At 59.6% G+C, this 19,234-nt stretch carries 19 protein-coding genes; 8 read left to right on the forward strand and 11 right to left on the reverse strand.

Translation table 11 applies throughout. The features are described 5' to 3' along the window. Window positions 1–541 precede the first annotated feature (541 nt). Window positions 542–1,741, forward strand: coding sequence for an amino acid permease (locus BN1129_RS17875; RefSeq protein ID WP_244463079.1), 1,200 nt, complete (start codon window positions 542–544; stop codon window positions 1,739–1,741). A 66-nt stretch (window positions 1,742–1,807) separates the two neighbouring features. Here BN1129_RS17875 and BN1129_RS17880 read toward each other — a convergent pair whose 3' ends face one another. Next, window positions 1,808–2,446, reverse strand: a complete 639-nt coding sequence (locus tag BN1129_RS17880; protein ID WP_042038390.1) for an exopolysaccharide biosynthesis protein — start codon at window positions 2,444–2,446, stop codon at window positions 1,808–1,810. Between the two features lie 242 nt (window positions 2,447–2,688). On the opposite strand from BN1129_RS17880, the gene BN1129_RS17885 reads away from it, so the two are divergent. After that, entirely contained in the window at window positions 2,689–3,312 is a 624-nt protein-coding gene (locus tag BN1129_RS17885) for an outer membrane beta-barrel protein (protein WP_042038392.1), read from the forward strand. A gap of 187 nt (window positions 3,313–3,499) precedes the next feature. Here the strand turns inward: BN1129_RS17885 and BN1129_RS17890 are convergent, their stop codons facing one another. The 4 genes from BN1129_RS17890 to BN1129_RS17905 form a co-directional block, all read right to left on the reverse strand. Next, on the reverse strand, window positions 3,500–3,934 hold the full coding sequence (locus tag BN1129_RS17890) for an N-acetyltransferase (RefSeq protein WP_042038393.1): 435 nt from the start codon (window positions 3,932–3,934) through the stop codon (window positions 3,500–3,502). 129 nt (window positions 3,935–4,063) lie between these two features. Beyond that, window positions 4,064–4,621 (reverse strand): hypothetical protein, encoded by a 558-nt coding sequence (locus BN1129_RS17895; protein ID WP_042038395.1) that lies wholly within the window; start codon window positions 4,619–4,621, stop codon window positions 4,064–4,066. A gap of 281 nt (window positions 4,622–4,902) precedes the next feature. Further along, window positions 4,903–5,817 carry an ABC transporter substrate-binding protein gene (locus tag BN1129_RS17900; RefSeq protein WP_042038397.1) on the reverse strand — a complete coding sequence of 305 codons (915 nt, stop codon included), beginning with the start codon at window positions 5,815–5,817 and terminating at the stop codon, window positions 4,903–4,905. A 133-nt stretch (window positions 5,818–5,950) separates the two neighbouring features. Beyond that, on the reverse strand, window positions 5,951–7,015 hold the full coding sequence (locus BN1129_RS17905) for a porin (protein ID WP_042038398.1): 1,065 nt from the start codon (window positions 7,013–7,015) through the stop codon (window positions 5,951–5,953). A 218-nt stretch (window positions 7,016–7,233) separates the two neighbouring features. On the opposite strand from BN1129_RS17905, the gene glpX reads away from it, so the two are divergent. Together glpX and BN1129_RS17915 are read left to right on the forward strand one after the other, a co-directional pair. Continuing rightward, window positions 7,234–8,244, forward strand: a complete 1,011-nt coding sequence (glpX, locus tag BN1129_RS17910; protein ID WP_042038400.1) for a class II fructose-bisphosphatase — start codon at window positions 7,234–7,236, stop codon at window positions 8,242–8,244. 288 nt (window positions 8,245–8,532) lie between these two features. Beyond that, a complete protein-coding gene (locus BN1129_RS17915) occupies window positions 8,533–8,784 on the forward strand; it encodes a YkgJ family cysteine cluster protein (RefSeq protein ID WP_042038401.1) in 252 nt (83 codons plus the stop codon). Window positions 8,785–8,888: 104 nt separating this feature from the next. On the opposite strand, the gene BN1129_RS17920 is transcribed toward BN1129_RS17915, so the two are convergent. The 4 genes from BN1129_RS17920 to hemC are packed head-to-tail and all read right to left on the reverse strand — an operon-like array spanning window position 8,889 to window position 12,819. Then, window positions 8,889–10,052, reverse strand: coding sequence for a heme biosynthesis HemY N-terminal domain-containing protein (locus BN1129_RS17920; RefSeq protein WP_042038403.1), 1,164 nt, complete (start codon window positions 10,050–10,052; stop codon window positions 8,889–8,891). 10 nt (window positions 10,053–10,062) lie between these two features. Further along, entirely contained in the window at window positions 10,063–11,112 is a 1,050-nt protein-coding gene (locus BN1129_RS17925) for a uroporphyrinogen-III C-methyltransferase (protein ID WP_042038405.1), read from the reverse strand. Then, window positions 11,109–11,843: a uroporphyrinogen-III synthase gene (locus BN1129_RS17930; RefSeq protein WP_042038433.1), complete on the reverse strand. Its 735-nt coding sequence runs from the start codon at window positions 11,841–11,843 to the stop codon at window positions 11,109–11,111. The genes BN1129_RS17925 and BN1129_RS17930 overlap by 4 nt, the downstream gene beginning before the upstream one ends. Before the next feature lie 46 nt (window positions 11,844–11,889). Further along, complete coding sequence (gene hemC, locus BN1129_RS17935) at window positions 11,890–12,819, reverse strand: hydroxymethylbilane synthase (protein WP_042038435.1); 930 nt, start codon at window positions 12,817–12,819, stop codon at window positions 11,890–11,892. A 324-nt stretch (window positions 12,820–13,143) separates the two neighbouring features. Here hemC and BN1129_RS17940 point away from each other — a divergent pair, with 324 nt between their 5' ends. Beyond that, the gene (locus BN1129_RS17940) at window positions 13,144–15,675 is read left to right on the forward strand and encodes a class I adenylate cyclase (protein WP_042038407.1); all 2,532 of its coding nucleotides are present in this window, start codon (window positions 13,144–13,146) and stop codon (window positions 15,673–15,675) included. 126 nt (window positions 15,676–15,801) lie between these two features. Here the strand turns inward: BN1129_RS17940 and BN1129_RS17945 are convergent, their stop codons facing one another. After that, complete coding sequence (locus BN1129_RS17945; RefSeq protein WP_042038408.1) at window positions 15,802–16,455, reverse strand: alpha/beta hydrolase; 654 nt, start codon at window positions 16,453–16,455, stop codon at window positions 15,802–15,804. Next, window positions 16,452–16,766 carry an iron donor protein CyaY gene (cyaY, locus tag BN1129_RS17950; RefSeq protein ID WP_042038410.1) on the reverse strand — a complete coding sequence of 105 codons (315 nt, stop codon included), beginning with the start codon at window positions 16,764–16,766 and terminating at the stop codon, window positions 16,452–16,454. The genes BN1129_RS17945 and cyaY overlap by 4 nt, the downstream gene beginning before the upstream one ends. Window positions 16,767–16,839: 73 nt before the next feature. On the opposite strand from cyaY, the gene lptM reads away from it, so the two are divergent. The 3 genes from lptM to dapF all read left to right on the forward strand — a co-directional run bounded on the left by lptM (window position 16,840) and on the right by dapF (window position 19,205). Further along, a complete protein-coding gene (gene lptM / locus BN1129_RS24280; RefSeq protein ID WP_219927913.1) occupies window positions 16,840–17,016 on the forward strand; it encodes an LPS translocon maturation chaperone LptM in 177 nt (58 codons plus the stop codon). A gap of 19 nt (window positions 17,017–17,035) precedes the next feature. Continuing rightward, window positions 17,036–18,286 carry a diaminopimelate decarboxylase gene (gene lysA / locus BN1129_RS17955; protein ID WP_042038412.1) on the forward strand — a complete coding sequence of 417 codons (1,251 nt, stop codon included), beginning with the start codon at window positions 17,036–17,038 and terminating at the stop codon, window positions 18,284–18,286. An 88-nt stretch (window positions 18,287–18,374) separates the two neighbouring features. Next, window positions 18,375–19,205 (forward strand): diaminopimelate epimerase, encoded by an 831-nt coding sequence (gene dapF, locus BN1129_RS17960; protein WP_042038414.1) that lies wholly within the window; start codon window positions 18,375–18,377, stop codon window positions 19,203–19,205. Window positions 19,206–19,234 lie beyond the last annotated feature (29 nt).

The raw sequence follows: 19,234 nt of genomic DNA on the forward strand, positions 1-19,234 counted from the left end.
ACAGAATAATGAAGGGGGCTGGCGGTATCTATATCCGGCCATGTCGACTATTGGTGAGTGAGTCAATTAGCCGATATTATGACCTACTGATTTCGCTGATATGCCCGGCTTGATGGTGCTAATATTATCGGTCTGATGACTGATTTTATTCATGTTATTGGACCACGCCCAGCAGTGTTGTCTTATGTTATCAGCCGGGAACGAACTGGTCATATTGAGAACAAAATGATACATCTCATTGTCTTTTGAAACAACACCACTCAAACAGCTATGAATTATTAACCTTGACCTTTATAGCGATTTCAACGATGGTAGCGTGACTTTTCCGCTTCATATTAGCTGTCTTATTGACCGCTGGCGGATTTGCTTTTTCTACAATCTGGTTGATATGAACAGACATATCACCTGCCTATTACACAGGCTAATAAAATAACAAATATGACAGACAAGTAAGGTGTATATCGCAATGAGTGTTGCTATTGCTGAAAAGAAGAATCCTGCTTCAAAGTTGAAATGGGAGAAAAGTGATTCGGTATGGACCATGGGCTTATATGCCACTGCCGTCGGTGCTGGTACACTCTTTCTCCCTATTACCGTAGGCAGTAATTCCCCCGTTATTCTGCTGTTTATATTATTGATGGCATTCCCGCTCTCTTATTATTCCCACCGAGCGCTGAGTCGCCTGGTATTATCCAGTTCCCATCGGGAAGGGGATATTACCCATGTGGTGGAGGAGCACTTCGGTACCAGGGCGGGCAAGCTGCTGATGCTGGTCTATCTGATGGCCTTCTACCCCATCATTCTGGTCTACAGCATCTCCATCACCAATGCTATCGAGAGCTTCATGGCGCATCAGCTGGGGGGCGCCGTGCTGAGCCGTGGCTGGCTGGTGCTGGCGGTGATGCTGGGTCTGCATCTGATCCTGCTGACCGGCAAACAGGTGGTGGTGTCGGCCATCAGCCTGCTGGCGTTGCCAATGGTCGTCTTCTTGCTGGGCATCTCCGTTTTTTTGCTGCCCCAGTGGAGCCTCTCCTATTTCAGCGAGAGTCCGGCGGTGGAGTGGCGCGATCCCGCCTTCTGGAAATCCCTCTGGCTGATCGTGCCCGTGATGGTCTTCTCGTTCAGTCATGCCCCCATCATCTCTTCCTTTACTGCCGCCCAGAAGAAGCGCTGCCATGTGAGCGCCGACGTGCGCAGCAAGCGCATCATCAAGTGCAGTAGCCTGCTGATCTGCGGCAGCGTGCTGTTTTTTGTCATCAGCTGTGTAATGAGTCTGAGCCAGGCGGAAATGGCGTTGGCCCGCACCGACAATATTTCCGTGCTGTCGGCGCTGGCGAACAAGTTTTCCAATCCGCTGATCGCCTATGTGGGTCCGCTCATCGCCATTTTGGCCATGTCCAAATCCTTTCTCGGTACCTCCATGGGGGTGAGCGAGGGGACTGTGAGCATGGTGAGCGGCGCCTGTCAGGGGTTGGGGCTCTCCCTCCGGGAGGTCACCATAGCCCGAGTCTCATCCGTTATCCTGTTTGTCGTGACCGGGATCATCACCTATCTGAACCCCAATGTGCTGGACATCATTGAGAAGGTGAGCGGACCGCTGATCGCGGTGATCCTGTTCCTGCTGCCTGCCTACTCCATCTATCGCCTGCCGGCGCTCGCGCGCTATCGCGGGCCCAGCACACTGTTCGTGATGGTGGTGGGACTGCTGGCCATCTCGGCCCTCATCTACGATCTGCTCTGACGAGCCGAAGAGAGCGCAAAACAACAGGGGCGACCACTTGGTCGCCCCTTTTTCATGTCGGTGGCATCAGCTCAGCAGGGTCGAGATGTTCTGCCCCGCCATCAGCAGACCGATTGCCAGTGCGCTGAACCAGACCAGGGTCGCACTGACCAGCAGGTAGCCGCTGGCGACGAACAGGCCGTCCCGCTGCAACATGCCGATGGCCAGCAGCAATATGGCCCAGGCGGGCATGGCATTGGTGAAGGGGATGGCTCCCAGCGGCAGCATCAATAGCAGGGCCGCCAGCATGAGCAGCAGGCCGTTGCAGCGGTTGATGGGGCCGCTGCCAGTCAATAGCAAGAGGCGCGGGCGAATGAAACGATCGATGCGGGCCAGCAGGTCCGCGCCCTTGTGCAGGGTCGGCTTGAGCTGAGCGGCGGCGAAGCGACGCTCCATCAGGATAGCGGGCAGCCAGGGCACCCGGTTGAGGGTGATGCCGATGCCGATAAACAGGATCAGCAGGCCAAACGGGGTGCTGACGCCCGGGATGGAGACCGGCAGCAGGAAGGGCACAGTGAGCAGCACGCAAAACAGCAACATGCCCTGCTCACCCACCAGGGCCAGCATCTGGCGCAGGCTGATATGGCTCTCCTCGATGGCGTGGGCGGTCGCCCGCAGGGTGTCGGAGAGCTTGTGTTGCGGGTCTTTGAGTTGCGCGGCAACCATCCCCGGATGTCCTTATGGTGAGTTGAACCGGATCACCATGAGCCGGTTAGGTGCCAGCATACGGGGCAGAGGTTAATCCCGGATGAATAACGGCAGTGGCTATGTGTCGCGTGGTGGCGGGATAGGATCGCGGCGGTGTGATCCTCCCTGCGAAAATGGGCTGATACAGGCTGGGTTTAGGATGGGGGTCAGGGGACTCTGATATGCTTGGTGGGCACTGGTGCACAAGCAGAGGGACTGTGATGAAACGAGCAGGGATCATGATGATGGGGCTCTTGCTGCCGCTGGGGCAGGCCTGGAGTGCCGAGGCAACCGCCAGCACCGGTTGGCAGATGACGCCGTTTTTCGGCTACAGCTCATCCATCGATTTCGAGAAGAGCGGCGATGTGGTGCAGCCGGTGCCGCTCTCGGCCTCGCTGGATTCATTGCAGGGGCAGAGCTCCGGCAACTGGGGCCTCTTTATCAGCAAGGAGGTGGACGACCCCGGAATGGTAGAGCTGCTCTACAGCCACCAATCAACCCGCCTCTCCCCGGATCAGCCGGATCGCCTGACGGTAGACATGTTGCATTTTGCCGGGGCGCTCATCTTGTCGGACAACCTGATGGCACCCTACATAGGTGCCGGTATCGGGGTGACCCGTTTTGCCGCCTATGACAGCGAGGTGACGCCCTCCATGTCGCTGGCGCTCGGGGTGCTGCCACGCCTGACCGAGCATCTGGCGCTGCGGGCCGAGGTGCGCGGTTATGGCTCGCTGGTCAATGACAGCAACCAGTTTCTCTGCAACCCGGATAACTGTGTGTTCAAGGTGCGCGGCGAGCTGGTGACCCAATGGCAGGCCAATATCGGCCTGACTCTGAGGTTTTAAGTCCCATGATGGGGAGGCTCTCCTCACAGGAGCAGGCGCCTTGAATGTGTTGCAACCAGGGGCCCGCGAACTCCCCGTTCTGCTGACCGGCGATCCTGTTTTATCTGCGCGCGCAGACCTTGCACTTGGGTGACCTGCTGGTGCGGGCCGGGAATGGCTCGGAAAATTCACTCGCCATCGAACGGTGTTAGTCTTCCGCCGACCAGGCCATCACCCACTCGGCGCAGCCGGTGTGGGGATCCTGCTGTTCGGCCTCTATCTGGAAGCCCTGAGCGAGATAGAAGTCGCAGCTGGCCCGGTTTTGCTGATACACCTGCAGGCGCAGTGTTTGCCGCTGCTGCTTGGCATGGGCCAGCAGTGCCTTGCCATAGCCGTGTCCTTGCTGCGCCGGGGTAACGAAGATGGCGGCCAGGGTCTCTTCATACAGGGAATAAAAACCGAGTGCTTTACCATCTTGCCAGAGCACATAAGAGTCGGCAGCGGGCAGATAAAGCTCTCGCATCGGGCCCAGATTGTCGTGCCAGTAACGCGATGGGATGAAGTGATGTGCCAGCAGGGAGGCATCCAGCCAGATGGTGAGGACGGTTTCCATGTCAGCTGTGGTGAAGGGGAGGATCTGCATCTGTGTTTCGTTTGGATTCATCATGGCGGGCATGCTAACAGAATTGGTGTTGTCGTCATCCCCACAGGTAGCAAAACTGATGGCCCAGTAGCAAAAAGGCGACCTATTGGTCGCCTTTGCTTGTTTATTTTATTTGCTGAAGGGGAGGGAGGAGTGATGCAGCACTATGCGCACCTTGCCGTCGTCCCCTTTCTTGAAGCCCCAGGTCTTGTCGACCGTGGTCTCTTTGTTATCCCGGTCAATCAGGTGCACATTGCCCATGGTGAGTGCCATGTTGCCATTGATGTAGATGGCAGCGTTGTCGTAGCTGTAACTTTTCCAGTTTTTGAGGGCGAAGCCGCTGTCGGCAGGATAGGCCGTGTTGTGGCCGACGAAGTAGGCGAGGGCCCCTTCCTTATTGATACGGAAGGTCTGTTCGCCGCTGGCCAGGGTCGGTTTGAACAGTACGGGACCTTGGGAATAGCCGTAGGCGCTGTCGAGAACCGCAGTGGCGGTCTTTTTGGCTTTCTCGATACCACCGCTACGGTAATCATCGCTGATCTGGATAAGGGCCTTACCCCAGGCATCTTGCGCGGCTTTTATCTCGGTTTCCGTGATGTTGTTGTTGGCGATCTCGGTGGCGCTAAGGGTTCCGCTGGCGGCGAGCAGAATGAGGACAAGGCCGTGCTTCTTGGTAAATAACTTCATCTTGTAATTACTCCTTGGCGTGTATGTTGTAGGGCATGACTCAGAGTTTATCGAACTGCGATGAATAAAATTTGAACCTGCCATTCAGGTTATATAAGCAAGGGATCTGCATCAAACGGCTAGATAGCTCCCATATGGTGCTTTGGGAGTATAGACCAGGGCTGGCGTGAGCGTTTCAGATCAGGGCGACCAGCACAGTGGCGAGGGCTGCCAGAGCCCATGCCGCGATGCAGCCGGGTTAGGCTGGCGGCGGTGTTGGGGTCCATGGGCGGGCTGTGTGGTCACTTGCCCTGAGTGCTCTGATTGTCGGCAGATGTCAGCTGTTTGCCCAGAACCAGCCGAGGGGCCGGATCCGTTTGCAATGGAATGTCTTGCAGCGGTGTGCCCTGCAGGTTGCGGTGGATGATGTTGGCCGTCATCCGGCCCAGGGTTTCATAACTGCTGATGGTGCCGACGGTGCAGCCGTGCTCGACAAATAGCTCGGCGCTGCAGATGGTGGGGATGCCCCCTTCGTTGAGAGCGGCCAGCAGCTCGGGGGCGATGGAGAGCAGATAGCTGTCGGCGGCCAGGAAGACAATGCGCTGGCGGGCATCCTGTTGCAGGCGCTTGAGCTCGTTGGCCAGCCGCCGCTTGTCAGGCGCGATGCGCCATGTGGCGAGATCCCATTGATAGCGTTTGGCTTCGCGCAGCAGCAGCTCACTTGTCAGCAGGGTGTTCTGTTCGCGGGGGTTGAAGGGCAGCAGCAGTCCCTTGTCGGTGGGCAGGTGCTTGCGGGCGTTGGCCAGCTGGAGCGCCATGGGTACCAGGTTGCTGGTTCCGGCCACCATCCGGTTTTCCGCCTGATCTTCCGACAGGATCCCGGCTCCAACGGGGTCAGATACTATGTTGAAGATCAGTGGCTTGCGCTCGCCGAGCAGGCTCTTGACCATGGTTGTGGCCGTGGTCCCGAAGCTGTAGATGTAGTCGTAGCGGGCGAGGGAGGGCAGCAATTGCTGGCGCAACTGGGTCGCGAAGGCGGCGCGATCCTGATTGGCGTTGAAGGTGACGAAGGTGGGTTGATAGCCGAGCCGGATCAGCTCGGCGCGAAAGCTCCGCTCGGCATCCGTTTCGCCGCGCCACAGCACCATGGCGATGGTCAGCGCCTGAGCGGGAAGGGCGAGCAGCAGGCAGCAACAGATGAGCAGGCGTAACGGCATGGTGATCTCCTCTTCGTGGTTCTGTTGAGCCTAGATCATGGGCCGGACTGCAGCTGGCCTGTCTCCCCTTACCGGCCAACAAAAAACGCGCCGGCATAAGCCGGCGCGTTCTGTTGTTGACTGAGAGCCGAGATTAGAAGTCGTAACGGGCCGCCAGCTGGAAGTCATCCTTGACGTTGAGCTTGCCGCTCTCCTGGCTGTCCAGGTTGTTGATGCGGTACTCGCCGATGACGCGCAGGTTCTTGTTGAACTTATACTGGGCGCCCAGGGTGTAGTAGTCGATGGAGTCGTAGTTGGCCTTGCCGTCCTGCTCCACCTTCTGCTTGTTCCACAGTGCCATCAGGCCGAAGCCGTTTTCGAAGTTGTAACCGAGTGCCCCTTCCCAGCCAGTGTGATCCTTGCCGGTGGCCAGAAAGTCGGTGCCGTCGGCGTAGCTCAGGGCTGCATAGACGGCCTTGTTGTCGTACTTGGCGGAGAGCAGCCACAGCTTGGCATCCTTTTCCTCGTTCTTGTCACGGATACCCACGTTGTAGGCGGTACCCAGCGCCAGGTTGAACGGGAAGGTGTAGGCCACGGCGGCGCCGTAGGCGGCATCGCTGTCCTTGCTGGTTGTCTCTTCGGTGTCACCGCCATCGAATTTGTAGCTGGTGTCTACCTGGAAGCCGTTGAACAGACCCGAGTACTTCAACACTGAACCGGCGCGGTTGGTGGCGAAGGTGTCTGTCTTGGCACCGAGGGCCTCGTTGCCGTAGCCATCGGAGAGGGAGACATCAGTCCAGTCGGCCAGCAAGCCCGGGGCCCCCTTCTGGCGACCGAAAGTGATATTGCCCCAGTCGGCGCCGACACCGGCGAACGCCAGACGGGTGCGCAGGTTGTCGGAATCCTCGCTGATGGTCTTCTCGCTGTCGTTGATGTACATCTGCACTTCGTACTGGGCCAGCGCCTTCAGTTGGCTGTTGATCTGGCTATCCACCTTGGCGCCGAAGCGGACAAACTGGTTGGCGCCCTGCTTGTCGCTGTACTCCTGGGTGCCGTTCGGATGGGCGGTGTCGACCCCTTCCTTCTTGTCACCGAAGAACTGGCCGGCGTAGATGCGGCCGTACAGATCCAGGCTGGTGGTGTCATTTTTGTAAACTTCAACGGCTTGCGCCTGGAAGGCCGCGGTGAGAGCCAGTGCCACTACAGTCAGCTTTTTCATCTTAATTCCTTGTGTTGCAAGCTTTGGTTTTAAAGACGGGGCCATGCTAGGTGCGGGGAATGACAGCGGGGTGACACCCAAGTGACGTGTCGGTGGCGATTTGATGTCAGTTTGGTGAAGGGCCGTGATTTATTTGACGATCCGCCACTTTTGCGCGCAAAGGTTTGCCCTTGTGATAGAATGCCGCCCGTTTTCGAGCTCCAAAGGTTGGATATGCGATGAGACGTGAACTGGCAATCGAGTTTTCCCGAGTGACGGAAGCGGCTGCACTGGCTGGCTACAAGTGGCTCGGACGTGGTGACAAGAATATCGCCGATGGGGCGGCCGTAGCGGCCATGCGCCATATCCTCAATCAGATCCAGATCGATGGTGAGATTGTGATCGGCGAAGGTGAAATTGACGAAGCCCCCATGCTCTACATAGGCGAGAAGGTAGGCACGGGTCTGGGCGACGCCGTGGATATCGCGGTCGACCCGATCGAAGGTACTCGCATGACCGCCATGGGCCAGGCCAACGCCTTGGCCGTGCTGGCCGTCGGCGACAAGGGCTCCTTCCTCAAGGCGCCTGATATGTACATGGAAAAACTGATCGTGGGTCCCAAGGCCAAAGGTGCCATCGACCTGGATCAGGCCCTCGAGCTGAACCTCAAGGCCGTGGCCAAGGCGCTTGGCAAGCCGCTCTCCCGCCTGACCGTGATCACCCTGGCCAAGCCGCGTCACGACAAGGCTATCAAGGAGATGCAGGGGTTGGGCGTGCGAGTATTTGCCATCCCCGATGGTGATGTTGCCGCCTCCATCCTCACCTGTCTGCCGGACAGCGAAGTCGACATGCTGTATGGCATTGGCGGCGCGCCGGAAGGGGTGATCTCGGCGGCGGTGATCCGCGCGCTGGATGGTGACATGCAGGCTCGCCTGATGCCCCGTCACAAGGTCAAGGGTGACAGCCCGGAAGTGCGTGCGTTGGGCGAGCAGGAAATTGCCCGCTGCGAGGCGCTCGGCATAGACGTGAGCAAGGTGCTCAAGCTGGAAGACCTGGCCAAGAATGACAACGTCATCTTCTCGGCAACCGGCATCACCAAGGGTGATCTGCTGGATGGCATCACCAGCGATGGCGTCATGGCGACCACGGAAACCCTGCTGATCCGTGGCAAGTCACGCACCATTCGTCGCATCAAGTCGATCCACTTCCTGGATCGCAAGGACAGCGTGGTGCGCGATATCATCCTGTAATGGGGATGAGCGATGTGGCGGCAAGTCCCGTACTCATTCCGTCGCATCAAGTCGATCCACTTCCTGGATCGTAAAGACAGCGTGGTGCGCGATATCATTCTCTGATGAGAATGGGTTGAACCTGCCATTGCAACATGAAGAGCCCGACCGCTGCCGCTGTCGGGCTTTTTGTTGTCTGCGGGTTGATACTACCCCCGACTGGCGACTATTTCACGGACGCAGGGGATAAGGCTAAGGGGAATCGCAGCCCTTTGATAGACTGGTTCGCCACGCACAGGAAAGCGTTACATGGAATGTCGTCAAGGTTGTGGAGCCTGTTGCATTGCCCCCAGTATCAGCAGCGCTATTCCGGGTATGCCCGCCGGTAAACCGGCCGGAGTGCCCTGCGTCCAGCTCGATGTGCGGCTGGGCTGCAAGATTTTCGATCAGCCGGATCGCCCTCTGGTGTGCCGCGGTTTTAGACCCATGCCGGATGTGTGCGGCTATCACAGGGAGGAGGCCATCTGGCTCATCGGTGAGCTGGAGCGGTTGACGGCATAAGCCATGACTGGTGTTAATCCGGGTAAAAATAGAGAGATGAACAGATAAAAGAGAGGCCGCAATAGCGGCCTCTCTTTTTTGTGCTGTTGGCACAGGGGTAAGGATCAGATGTCGGCCAGTTGCAGGGCCTGACGATAATACTCGTTGGCCTTGTTGGTGAGCCGGCGCTTGTCCATTACCTGGCCGAGGGCGTTGTAGATGGCGGCACTCGGTGCTGTCTCCACCGCCTTCTCCAGCAGTCGCTGGGCTTCGTCCAGCTGACCGGCCAGCAGATAGATCTGGGCCAGCGCCGCTTCTGCGGCCGGTTGATCCTGGATCTTCTGCAACAGGGTCAGCATGGGCTGGTAGTTGTCGAGCTTGAGCCTGGGCAGGCGAGCCAGCAGTTGGGGGGAAACCTGCTTGCGCAGCGCATCCAGCCAGAGCTCGGCAGCCTCCTGGTCGGCGCCGAGCTGGCGCAGTCGATCGCCATAGCAGGCCAGCAGATCCGGATCCTGGCGCAGCTTGCGCGGCAGTTCCTGCCAGACAGGGCGCAGGGTTTCGAGGGCGCCGCTGGCGCTCTTGAGCCGACCGCGCCAGGCCTGATGCAGCAGAGCTTCTTCCTGTTTGGGGGTCAGCTTGCCCACTTTGTGCAGGGCGGGAATGAGGTCGATGAGGGCTGTCCACTCCTCGCGCGCCAGGTGTACCTGACGCAGCTGATCCAGCACCATGGGGTGGCGTGGATTGAGGGCATAGGCGGATTCCAGCATGGCCAGTGCCGTATCGTACTGGCCTTGCTCGATCTGCAACTGGGTCTGGGTCAGGGTCAGCGCCAGCTCGGCCTTGGGGTGCTCTTCCTGCGCTTTTTGCAGGTATTGATCCCGGCGCACGTCATCGCCACGGGCCTGGGCGGCCTTGGCGGCGCTCAGGTAGTTGAGCAGCGGGGTATCGCTGTTGCTGGCCCCTTTGAGCATCAGCTTCTCGGCCTGGATGTAGTGACCTTCGGCCATGGCCAGGGTGGCGGCTACCGTCTGCTGGTTGGCCTTGCGGCGCCGACGGGAGCCGAACCAGCCCAGCGTCTTGCGACGCAGGCCGAACAGCCGGCCCAGCACCCACTCGACGATGAGCAGGGCAGCATAGAAGAGCACGGCCAGGATCACGGCGCTGGTGACCGAGGATTCCACCGTGTAGTTACCCAGGGAGATCAGGACATACCCCTTGTTGCCGGAGGCTTGCGGGCCGAATATCAGCCCCGCCACCATCACGGCCACCAGAACAATCAGACGAATCATGGTGCCCTCCTCAGTTGCCGGCCAGAATGCGTTGCAGGCGCTCGTTCAGCACCTCTTCCAGCATGGCTTGGGTCTTGAAGCGATCCGGATAGTCGAACTGGATCTGCTCACCCTTGAGCTTGTCCAGTTCGGTCTGCATGTAGTGGGTGGCGCTGTTGTCGGTATCGAAATACTGGGTGAGCCAGCGCTGTGCCTTCTCCAGACTGTCGTCATACAGCGCCTGCTGCTCGCGGTAGACGGCGAACTGGGCTTGCAGCAGCTTGGTCTTGAGGTTCTCGCGCAGGAAAATCTCCTGCTGCGGGGAGAGCAGGGCCTCCACGCCCCCATCGCGGCGACGTATGGTGATGAAGTTTTCGGTGAACTTGAGCCAGTTCTTCTTCAGGTTGCTTTGCCACTCGTCCGGGTTGGTGCTGACGGCCTGATCCGGTTCGATTTTCGCTTCCGGCATATTGACGGTGGAGAGCGGCAGCAGCTCAATCTGGTCGGATAGCGCTGCCAGTTTGAGCGTCAGCCCCTCACGGTCGATGCGCGGCATCCCCTTGAGCTGGGCTATGTCTGCCGCCAGTGCCTTGCGGATGGGCATCAGGCTGGGGTCGTTGAGTGCCTTGATCCGCTCGTCGGCATTGCCAAGCAGTGTGATAGCGGAGATGAGGTCATGCTCCAGCCACAGCTTGCGGCCCGCCATGCGCACCAGGTATTCGGCTTCGGCCAGCATCCAGTCGTTGGGGCGCTTGTCGTTGAGATCCAGCACCCGGCTCTGCAGGTCCTTGAGCTCGTCTTGCAGCAGTTGCTGCTGCTTGCCGAAAGCTGCCAGCTGTTCACTCTCCTTGCTGTTGCTCTGATCCAGCTTAGCGATGGCACCGGCCAGTTGCAGCTTGAGCTGATCCAGTTCCCCCTGCTGGGCCACCGCACTCTTGTGGCCGTGCAGGTAGAGACTGCCGGTCAGGCCGAGGGCCAGCAATATGGCCACGCCACCCAGCAGGGTACCGGAACGGCTCTTGCCACCGTTGACCACAGGGGTCGGCTGGGGCTTGACCTGGGATTCTTGTTGTTCAGTCATTCCATCTTCCTCGCTGCCAGAGCAGCCGTCAGGGCCTGGTTGGATGCACCTTGGGCAATCGTGATTCGGGTAAAGCCCGCCGCCTCGGCCATCTCGGCTACGCGGGGGCTGGGCACCACCAACAGGCGGTCATAAAGCCAGGGCTGCTGCTGACTGGGCACCAGTTCCAGCAGCCGCTGCAACAGTTCGCCACTGGTGATGAGCAGGCTGTCGAGCCCGGTCGCCTGCCAGTGGTGAGTCAATGCTTCCCCGTCCAGCTCGGGGTAGTGACGCTCATAGGCTGCACAATAGTGCACCAGAGCACCTCGTGAGGCCAGCGTCCGGGCGATGAGATCCCGACCGCCATTGCCGCGCAGGATCAGCACCCGCCTGCCGCTCACCTGTTGCAGGGCGGGCAGGGCCAGTAGCCCTTCACTGCGCGGATCGTCCGGGCAGCTCGCCGCTATGCCTGCGTCAGCGAAGGCGTCCGCGCTGGCCTGACCGACCGCAAAGTAGTCAATATGTGGCCAGGTCTGACCAGTTTGCAACAGAAAATGATGAGTAAAATTAACTGCATGCATGCTGACGGCTATGACTATGTCAGCCTGGGGCAGCAGTTCGGTCAGGCGAGAGAGTTCGCTGCCCGCCACAGTTTCCAGCAGCGGACAGCAGAGCGGTGCGTGGCCGTGCTGGCGCAACAGCTGCACCAGCTCGGCGGCCTGAGCGGTCGGACGCACCACCAGCGGGACCATCAGGCAGCGCTCAGCGGTTGTGGCCATGACCTGGCCCGGCCCGCACTCATGCCCGGTAGACCTCGGCCAGGATGAGGTCGGCGCCGGCTGCCAGCAGACGCTGGGCCAGGGTGTGGCCGAGCGCCTCACCGTCTGCCAGCGGGCCGCGGATCTCGTCGCGGATCACCTGACTGCCATCCGGGCTGCCCACCAGGCCGCGCAACCAGACCTCATCCCCCTGCACCAGGGCATAGGCACCGATAGGCACCTGACAGCCCCCTTGCAGGGCACGGTTCATGGCGCGCTCGGTCAGCACCCGGATCCGGGTCTCGCGGTGTTCGAGGGGCGCCAGCAGGGCGTGTAGCTCCTCATCATCGAGCCGGCACTCGATACCGACGGCCCCCTGGCCGTTGGCGGGGAGACTCTGTTCCGGTTCGAGGAAGGTGGTAATGCGGTACGCCATCTTCAGACGCTTCAGGCCGGCGGCGGCGAGTATGATGGCGTCATATTCACCGGCATCCAGCTTGGCGAGACGGGTATTGACGTTGCCGCGCAGGTCGCGGATCACCAGATCAGGGCGTACTGCTCGCAACTGGCACTGACGGCGCAGGCTGGAGGTACCGACCACGGCACCCTGCGGCAGCGCGTCTATCTGGCTGTAACGGTTTGAAACGAAGGCATCGCGCGGATCTTCGCGCTCGCAGATGGTGTGCAGACCCAGTCCCTCGGGGAACTCCACCGGCACATCCTTCATGGAGTGGACGGCGATGTCGGCACGCCCCTCCAGCATGGCGGTCTCCAGCTCCTTGACGAACAACCCCTTGCCGCCCACCTTGGCGAGAGGGGTATCCAGGATCTTGTCACCCTGAGTGCTCATGGGTACCAGCTCGACCTGCAACTCGGGGTACAGGGCTTCCAGCCGGTCTTTGACGAAGTTGGCCTGCCACAGGGCCAATGGGCTCTTGCGAGTGGCAATTTTCAGGGTTCGGGCTGCCATATCAATCAGTTGTTTCATCTTTAGAAGGAAAACGATCTTACCACCCTTTGCAGGGGCTTTCATGGCGTAGCCAGCAAAAGCGGGGCCAAGCTCAAAAAGAGGGGTTGAAAATGATTTTCATTAAGTAGAATTAATTTATTAATGTATTGAATTTATTCATTTTTATTGCTTTCCGCTGATACTGTTAAGCAGTGAGTCATAAATAATCCAGTGATTCAGTGCGGGCTTGTTTACCACCGCTGTTTGCATTGTTAACATGATCACACTTTTTTGACGTCTTCCCCGTTTTGGTGCGTCATTTCTTACCTCGGTATAGGCAGGGCATTGCTGGTAAAACTCGATACGCTGGTGGCGCGCTACGACGAACTCAATCGTCTCAAGACGCAACGGGCGTTAGGTCTCATGAGTCGCTACGGGCAGCAGGTCTTCCAACTGCTGCCCGTCATGCTGCACTTCAATCATCCCCTGTTGCCCGGTTATGTGGCAGGTGATGTGCCCCACGGTATCTGGAGTTTTACCGCCAACGAGGCCCAGCAGGCCTTCATCCAGGATCTGTGCCAGAACGCCAACTGCCAGAACGGCCTCACGACCCATGACAAGTCGATTCAGGGGCTCTATTCCATGGGCAGCACCTCGTCCATTGGTCAGTGTTGCTACTCGGATCTCGATATTTGGGTTTGCCACGTGGCCGGTTTGTCGCAGGAGCGGCTCGAGTTGCTGGATCTCAAGTGCCAGCAACTCTCCAAGTGGGCCGAGCAGCGTGGGGTCGATCTCAACTTCTTCCTGATCCCCGAGGACAAGTTCCGCCAGCGCAACGATGCCCAGATGCAGGGGGAGAGCTGCGGTAGCGCCCAGCACCTGCTGCTGCTCGACGAGTTCTACCGCAGCGCCATGCTGATCGCTGGCAAGCGCCTGCTCTGGTATCTGGTGCCTGCCGAGTATGACGATCACTACGACGAGTACGTGAACGGCCTGTTTGCCCACGACAAGCTGAGCCAGGACGATTGGCTCGATCTTGGTAGTTTCAACCGCATTCCCGCCGAGGAGTACTTCGGCTCCGCCTTGTGGCAGCTCTATAAGGGTATCGACTCCCCTTACAAAGCCGTGCTCAAGTCGGTGCTGATGGAGGCTTACTCCCACGAGTATCCCAATACCCGCCTGTTGTCTGTCACCAGCCGCGACTGGTTCCAGCACAACGAGGGCATGCACTACCGGCTCGACAACTACTGCCTGATGCTGGACAAGGTGACCAACTACCTCAAGTCCATCGGCGACATGCAGCGGCTGGATCTGGTGCGACGCTGCTTCTATTTGAAAGTGTGTGACGGCCTCAGCCATCCGAAGGAGGATCACTCCCCGGCCTGGCGCCGCGAGCAGATGACCCAGCTGGTAGCCTACTGGGGCTGGAGTCCGGAGCGGCTGCATCATCTGGATCACCGCCAGGAGTGGAAGGTCGAGGACGTCAAGGTGGCCCACGCCGAGCTGCTGGAAGCCCTGATGCAGAGCTATCGCAACCTGATCCAGTTTGCCCGGCGCAACAACATCAGCGAGTCCATCAACCCGGAAGACATCGGCATACTGTCGCGCAAGCTCTACGCTGCGTTCGAGAGCCTGCCGGGCAAGGTGCAGCGCATCAACCTGACCATAGCGCCGGATCTTAGCGAACCGGACCTCAGCCTGGTGCAGGTGCCCCACGGCCGCCTCAACCGCGCTGGCTGGTATCTCTACAAGCACTCCCTCGAACCGGTGGATATCATAGGTCGGGCACCGCTCGAATATAACGGCTACATCAGCAAGCTGGTCTCCTGGGCCTACTTCAACGGTTTGCTGACGCCCCAGTCCCGGGTACACCTGTTCAATCAGGGGTCGGATCTGCACATCGACAATCTGCACCAGTTTTGTCGTGACTTGTCCGGCACCTTCCCGGTCAAGTATCCCCGCGCCACCAACCTGGCCCTCAGCCGTCCGTGCGAGATCCGTCAGCTCTCCATCTTCCTCAACCTGGAGACGGATCCGACCAGCCACTGGGTGGGTCAGGTGATCGAATTCGACGCCAATGCCGCCGATGTCTTCTCGTTTGGCCGCAATCTGGAGTGTCTGGTGGGATCTGTGGATCTGGTTTATCGCAACTCCTGGAGCGAGATCCGCACCCTGCACTTCCAGGGTGACGAAGCCGTGGTGGACGCCCTTACCACCATACTCGGCAAGATGCACCAGGACGCCGCCGCCCCCGAGATGATAGAGGTGTTCTGTTACAGTCAGCACTTCCGCTCCCTGGTGCGGACCCGTTTCCAGCAGCTGGTGGCCGAGTGCATCGAGTTGCGCCTCGCCCGTGACAAGCAGCAGCTGGTCAAGACGCTGGCGCTCGGCCGCGAGAAGTACGGCATCTTCTTCGAGCGGCGCGGGGTGTCGGTCAAGAAGCTGGAAAACGCCATCGATTTTTACCGTCACATCTCCCACAACAAGCTGGATCACCTGCCGCTGCGACTCGACAAGACTCACAGCCAGCACCTGCCCGGTATCGTCGACTCCTATGCCAGCGAAGGGCTGGTGCAGTTCTTCTTCGATACCCGGGATGCGGGTACCAACATCTATATCCTGGATGAGGCGAACCGGGTGGAGATCTACCAGCATTTTGCCGGCAACAAGGATGAGCTGGTTCAGGGGGTGAACCGTTTCTACACCTCCAGCCACGAGCGTTTCAGCGATGCAGGCCAGTTCAGCAACTTCAACCTGCCACAGTACTACGAGATAGTGCAGGTCAATGGCGAGTTGGAGGTGATCCCCTACCGCAGCCAGGGACAGCAGCGTGACGGTGCAGGCCAGACCCGTGAATTGGGTTCGGCGACGGGGTAGCACCAGAGGTCGGGCATGGGGTTGGCGACAAGGCCGCCGGCCTGACTCTCTTGCTGATACGGGTCTTCGAACCTGCCGAATAAAAACGGCCTGCAGATGCAGGCCGTTTGGCTATCCGGAGCCTGCTCAGTGCGCGAGGCGGGCCAGCAGCCAGCTGCGGATGTCGTCAAGCTGCGGGCGACAGATCTCGTGACGCATGGGGTACTCGTGCCACTCGAGGGTCAGCCCTGCTGCTTCCAGCTTATTCTTGGCGTCCCAGCCCATGGAGAGGCTCACCACGTCATCATAGATGCCGTGCATGTAGCAGATGGGCAGGCTGCGAGCGGCCTCGCTCATCTCCGCCAGCAGGGCATCGGGCGCCGCCAGATAGGTGGACATGCAGAGCAGCCCGGCAAGCCGTGCCGGATGACGCAGGGCGGTGAAGGAGGCGATGACGCCGCCCTGGGAGAAACCGGCCAGCAGAATACGCTCGGGAGCAAAGCCTTCGGCCACCAGCTGATCCAGCAGGGCGGCGATACGATCGGCAGATTCACGCACATGGGACTCCACGGCGCGATCCACCGGATCGTCGAAGCTCTTGATGTCGTACCAGCCGCGCATCTTGTAGCCCATATTGATGGTGATGGCGCGTTCGGGGGCATCGGGCAGCAGATGACGCACCGGCAGGTCGGCAGGCAAGTCCAGCGCATCCACCAGCGGTGCCAGACCCGCGCCGGAATCCCCCAGCCCGTGCAGCCAGATCACGGCGTGGCGGGCGTCCTGCGGATGTCGGTCGATCATGGGAATACCACTGCCTCACCCGCCTGGGTGGTGCAGGCCTTGGTCAGCAGGGCCTTGAGCTCATGGCCGAAGCGGTTGTCTATCCAGGTTTCCCCTTGCAGCTCGAAGTGGAAACCGTTCTCGCGGGTGGCGACCCAGATCTGGTGCAGGGGCTCCTGCTTGTTGATGATGACCTTGGTCCTGTTCTCGAACGACAGGGTCAAGACCCCGCCGGCGCGTTCACAATCAATATCCGGATATCCTGCGTCGACAGTGTCTTCCACATATTGGAAAAAGGCGTCGGTCAGGGCGTGATACTCGTGATCCTTCATCGGTTTATCCTGTTGCTTTTAACAATGTGAGTGCGATTATAGAGGGCCAAAAAATTTTTCGCAGCGAACCATTATGATTACCCAGCTTACCAAGTGTCTGCTTGCCATTCCTCTGTCTCTTGGTTTGGCCGCATGTGGCCTGACGGGGCCGCTTTACATGCCGCCCCCCCAGCAGCCCCAGACCCAGAATACACCGCAAGCACAGACGCCTGTGACCGCCGAGGCCGCCCCAGAGGCCGCGCCGCAATAATTTAGGAAGGAACCGCCCCTTGGATCACTTTAACTACGACGCCGACGGCCAGCTTCAGGCCGAACACACCTCGCTGCAATACCTGGCCGAGCAGTACGGCACTCCGCTGTATGTCTACTCCCGCGCGACCCTTGAACGCCACTGGCATGCCTTCGATCAGGCCGCTGGCGATATTCCCCATCTGATCTGCTATGCGGTCAAGGCCAACTCCAACCTGGCGCTGCTCAACCTGCTTGCCCGTCTGGGATCGGGTTTTGACATCGTCTCCGGCGGCGAGCTGTCGCGGGTACTGGCGGCAGGCGGCGATCCGGCCAAGGTGGTCTTCTCCGGTGTGGCCAAGAGCGAAGCCGAGATGCAACTGGCGCTGGATAAAGAGATCTTCTGTTTCAACCTGGAGTCGGAAGCCGAACTGGAACGGTTGAATCGGGTGGCGGGCAGCATGGGCAAGAAAGCCCGGGTCTCGGTGCGGGTCAATCCGGATATCGATGCCGGGACTCATCCCTATATTTCCACCGGCCTCAAGCAGAACAAATTCGGTATCCCCATCGAGCAGGCGCCCGCCATCTATCGCAAGGCGGCCGCCATGGCCAACATAGAGATCAAGGGGGTGGATTGCCATATCGGCTCCCAGCTCACTGAATTGACACCCTTTATGGAGGCGGCTGACAAGCTGCTGCGATTGATCGACGAACTGGCGGCAGAAGGCATCCAGATCCATCACCTGGACGTGGGCGGTGGGCTCGGGGTCAACTATGGCGCCGAGCAGCCACCGCACCCCACCGAATATGCCGAGGCGCTCAAGCAGAAGCTGGCGGGCCGGGATCTGACCCTGCTGTTCGAACCGGGCCGCGCCATCGTCGCCAACGCCGGTGTGCTGCTGACCCGGGTGGAGTACCTGAAGCCGGGCGAGACCCGCAACTTTGCGCTGATCGACGCCGGTATGAACGATCTGCTACGTCCCTCCCTCTACGGCGCCTGGATGAACATCATAGAGGTGGACAGCCGCGCGGCCCATGAGCCGGCGCTGTACGACGTGGTCGGCCCTGTGTGCGAGACGGGTGACTTTCTCGGCAAGGAGCGCTCCCTCGCTATCGCGGAGGGGTCCCTGCTGGCAGTGCGTTCGGCCGGTGCCTATGGCTTTACCATGTCATCCAACTACAACACCCGTCCGCGCGCGGCCGAGGTGCTGGTGGATGGCACGCAATCCTTCCTCATCAGAGAGCGCGAGCAGTTGGCCGATCTCTGGCGCGGCGAGCATCTACTGCCCTGATAGCAGGGAAACGCACGATTGAGCGTGATAAGTTGACCGATCGCTGGTGCAGTGAGCATTTACTGCCTAAAGGGTACAGGAACGCACGATGTTGATAGATTTTTCCAAGATGCACGGGCTGGGCAATGACTTCATGGTGGTGGATGGTGTCACCCAGAAGGTGTTTTTCAGCAATGACGTCATCAAGAAATTGGCGGATCGCCACTTCGGGATTGGCTTCGACCAGCTGCTGCTGGTGGAGCCGCCCTATGATCCTGAACTCGACTTTCACTACCGTATCTTCAATGCCGATGGCAGCGAGGTGGAGCAGTGCGGCAATGGTGCCCGTTGTTTCGCCCGCTTCGTGCGTCTCAAGGGGCTGATCAACCGGGATCGCATCGCGGTCAGCACGGCCCGCGGTCGCATTACCCTGCAGCTGGAAGGGGAGAATCAGGTCACGGTCAACATGGGTGTCCCCCAGTTTGAACCGGGCAAGATCCCGTTTCGGGCCCAGAAGGCGGAAAAAACCTATTTGTTGCGGGCGCAAGAGCATACTGTGATGTGTGGTGTTGTCTCCATGGGCAACCCTCACTGCGTCATCGAAGTGCCTTCGGTGGCCGACGCGCCGGTAGAGACACTGGGTGCCATCATGGAGCGGCACGAGCGTTTCCCTGAGCGGGTCAACGTCGGCTTCATGGAGATGGTCAACGCCACCGAGATCAAGCTGCGGGTGTTCGAGCGCGGAGTGGGCGAGACGCTTGCCTGTGGTACCGGCGCCTGTGCGGCGGCGGTGATCGGCATAAGTCAGGGCAAGCTCAAGGAGCGGGTCACCGTCAGTTTGCCGGGTGGCAAGCTGACCATCGCCTGGAAGGGGCCGGGCCAGCCGGTCTATATGACGGGTCCGGCCGAGCATGTATTCGACGGCCAGATAGAGTTGTAGGCATGGGGCGGGGATGGCTCCGCTCTGCC

Source organism: Aeromonas popoffii, from assembly GCF_000820025.1.
Taxonomy (GTDB): Bacteria; Pseudomonadota; Gammaproteobacteria; order Enterobacterales; family Aeromonadaceae; genus Aeromonas; species Aeromonas popoffii.

Bases quoted from the DNA above. Each gene is read 5' to 3' on its own strand.
- cyaY (WP_042038410.1), bottom strand. From the start codon at position 16,766: ATGAAGGATCACGAGTATCACGCCCTGACCGACGCCTTTTTCCAATAT.
- BN1129_RS17895 (WP_042038395.1), bottom strand. From the start codon at position 4,621: ATGAAGTTATTTACCAAGAAGCACGGCCTTGTCCTCATTCTGCTCGCC.
- BN1129_RS17920 (WP_042038403.1), bottom strand. From the start codon at position 10,052: ATGATTCGTCTGATTGTTCTGGTGGCCGTGATGGTGGCGGGGCTGATA.
- BN1129_RS17890 (WP_042038393.1), bottom strand. From the start codon at position 3,934: ATGCAGATCCTCCCCTTCACCACAGCTGACATGGAAACCGTCCTCACC.
- BN1129_RS17880 (WP_042038390.1), bottom strand. From the start codon at position 2,446: ATGGTTGCCGCGCAACTCAAAGACCCGCAACACAAGCTCTCCGACACC.
- BN1129_RS17885 (WP_042038392.1), top strand. From the start codon at position 2,689: ATGAAACGAGCAGGGATCATGATGATGGGGCTCTTGCTGCCGCTGGGG.
- hemC (WP_042038435.1), bottom strand. From the start codon at position 12,819: ATGGCAGCCCGAACCCTGAAAATTGCCACTCGCAAGAGCCCATTGGCC.
- BN1129_RS17945 (WP_042038408.1), bottom strand. From the start codon at position 16,455: ATGATCGACCGACATCCGCAGGACGCCCGCCACGCCGTGATCTGGCTG.
- BN1129_RS17915 (WP_042038401.1), top strand. From the start codon at position 8,533: ATGGAATGTCGTCAAGGTTGTGGAGCCTGTTGCATTGCCCCCAGTATC.
- glpX (WP_042038400.1), top strand. From the start codon at position 7,234: ATGAGACGTGAACTGGCAATCGAGTTTTCCCGAGTGACGGAAGCGGCT.
- BN1129_RS17905 (WP_042038398.1), bottom strand. From the start codon at position 7,015: ATGAAAAAGCTGACTGTAGTGGCACTGGCTCTCACCGCGGCCTTCCAG.
- BN1129_RS17875 (WP_244463079.1), top strand. From the start codon at position 542: ATGGGCTTATATGCCACTGCCGTCGGTGCTGGTACACTCTTTCTCCCT.
- BN1129_RS17925 (WP_042038405.1), bottom strand. From the start codon at position 11,112: ATGACTGAACAACAAGAATCCCAGGTCAAGCCCCAGCCGACCCCTGTG.
- BN1129_RS17930 (WP_042038433.1), bottom strand. From the start codon at position 11,843: ATGGTCCCGCTGGTGGTGCGTCCGACCGCTCAGGCCGCCGAGCTGGTG.
- dapF (WP_042038414.1), top strand. From the start codon at position 18,375: ATGTTGATAGATTTTTCCAAGATGCACGGGCTGGGCAATGACTTCATG.
- BN1129_RS17900 (WP_042038397.1), bottom strand. From the start codon at position 5,817: ATGCCGTTACGCCTGCTCATCTGTTGCTGCCTGCTGCTCGCCCTTCCC.
- lptM (WP_219927913.1), top strand. From the start codon at position 16,840: ATGATTACCCAGCTTACCAAGTGTCTGCTTGCCATTCCTCTGTCTCTT.